General features: G+C 40.1%; 2 protein-coding genes. Both read right to left on the bottom strand.

Annotated features, from left to right (window positions below; genetic code table 11):
- Positions 1 to 277: 277 nt before the first annotated feature.
- Positions 278 to 913, bottom strand: a complete 636-nt coding sequence (locus AC3A8L_RS21440) for a hypothetical protein (protein WP_487964313.1) — start codon at positions 911 to 913, stop codon at positions 278 to 280.
- Between the two features lie 43 nt (positions 914 to 956).
- On the bottom strand, positions 957 to 1,697 hold the full coding sequence (locus AC3A8L_RS21435; RefSeq protein ID WP_487964312.1) for an imm11 family protein: 741 nt from the start codon (positions 1,695 to 1,697) through the stop codon (positions 957 to 959).
- Between the last annotated feature and the right edge of the window lie 403 nt (positions 1,698 to 2,100).

Here is a 2,100-nt window from a genome sequence, read left to right as displayed (position 1 = left end):
ACGTGGTATTCGTGAAATAATTAATGTTATTCGCTTCACCGGTCTGGTTCATAATGGCTTGGCCAATATGCACAATCTCGGCGGCTTCGGCACCATTCCTACTAGCATTTACCGCCATAACTACATCTCCTGGGCACAACTACAATCTGCGACACTGCGCTGTCATTTATTACAGCAAGCAGCTAAATTTGATTAAATATCAAGAGGGGGACTAGCGGAACTAAGTCCGCACAAAGAAAACCTTAAAAATATATTTTTTTATTTTGATGAATAAGAACTAGAACGCGTCAACCATTTTTCGCACTGAACTATCCAGTTCGCATAAGCTTTTGAAAAGCTTTTCATTAAGGTAAAAAATATCTTCCTGCCCCACGTATCGCCAAATGGGGAACGATGTCAAATCATCATGCAATTCCTTCGAACTTTTAATGGCAGGTAAGAATTCTTTTTCAATCTCTCTTGGCAAAAACGGTATATTTAGTTCCGTAGCTTCCACTTTATCAACCTGCATATAGCGACGAACAAATAGTCTGAAATAATCTACGCCCTGCAACGGAACCTCCTTTTTATCACAAAAGGAAACATTCTTAAACTGATGAGGAAATCCATCTAAAGACTCAATGATTTCCTTTGCTTGTGGCGAAACATATAAATGAGGGCCCAATGAGAAGAAATGGGGCAACTGACTTATCTTCCCACCAAACTTCCGACCTTTCTCAAAATGCCATGGTGCGACAAGAGGAGCTTTGAATAATTTACAGTTGGGTATTGGGCTTTCTGGGGAAACTTCCTCAAACTTCGCACCATATTCATGAAACGAAATACCGTAACGAACCCCTTCAGGTAGTTCATTACGAATTAATGATGTACTTTTCCAGTATGTCTTGTTGACTGGACCTAAACGATACAACATAGCCACTATCTCTTCATCTTTAAGCTAACCAGAAAAAAAACACTCAAACCAACTTGACTACTGACTCATCTTCCAAGCCAAAGTCAACAGAATATTGTTTGATGCCCCTGACGTTACTATCTAGTAACTTCTGATAAAAATTTTCATTGAAATACAATATTACCCTTGCCTGAGAATGTCTGCCTTCTGCACCAGCTAAACAATAGTGGCGCCATATAGGAATTTGACCTATATGTTCCTGAAGGCTTTCATTATTTTTTAAGGTGTGAATAAAGTCTTCTTCTACCGCAACAGGTAAAAAACCAGCGCCACCGTTTACTACATTTTTGTCTACGTCAACGGACAGAAACCGCCTAAGATTCAACCAATAGTATTCAGTATCCGTTGAAAGTTGCTCCCAATTTTTATTCAATAACTGAATAGGCAAAAACTGATGTTCATCGTCATCACAAGTTTCTATTACTTGTTTAACTTTTCCAGATACGATTAGATAATCAGAAAGACCCCATATTTCAGGCAGTTCTTCTTCAAGCAGGACACGATCGAAGTAAACCGCCAAACCATATTTCCCCTCTTCAAACAAAGGGGCTTTAAACGTTTTGAAAGACTCGGATTTTTTACTAAAGAGTTTTAACGCCTTATTTCTTTTAGACGTTTCTTCAAATTTTTCTTCATAATTAGTGACCCACGGCCCGTACTGATCTAACCCACTCCCGGGAATGGAAACAGGGAAAGCCTGTAATTTATCCTGGACATCAAGCTTGGACTTAAACCTGTAAATCATAGAATCCTCAACATTTCAATAACTTTCCAATTTAGGGGGCAAGTTTCAGCCGATGTGAATTCTCGCATACCTATGAAAGTTTGAGCGTCACATATTGTGTAGGGTCAGCTTCAGCGTGAGCTTACGAGCGGAGTCTTTCAAGCTAGTTGTCATAAAAAATGTAATCAGTGGTCAATTTTCTCAGGGTTCAGCGCTACGGATTCAATATACCCCCAGTTACGCGTGTCGCGAGACCACCGGCTGGGGTTTTGTGTCTTCGCGGCTTCGTAGGTAGCCTTGCGCTTCTCTAACAAACTAAAAGGGACACTCACTCTAAAAAATAATAAAAGTACCCGCCTCTTACATCCAACCAAGCAATATTTTCAGATAAAGCGCTAAGCCCGCAGTCTTATGACCGCAGGCT

The sequence above is a fragment of the Marinagarivorans sp. genome, assembly GCF_982758155.1.
Note: the sequence above shows the minus strand (reverse complement) of the source record. Positions and strands in the feature narration are given on the sequence as shown.

What these genes read in the sequence shown, in the direction of transcription:
- AC3A8L_RS21435 (WP_487964312.1), bottom strand. Translation starts at nt 1,697, where the DNA reads ATGATTTACAGGTTTAAGTCCAAGCTTGATGTCCAGGATAAATTACAG.
- AC3A8L_RS21440 (WP_487964313.1), bottom strand. Translation starts at nt 913, where the DNA reads ATGTTGTATCGTTTAGGTCCAGTCAACAAGACATACTGGAAAAGTACA.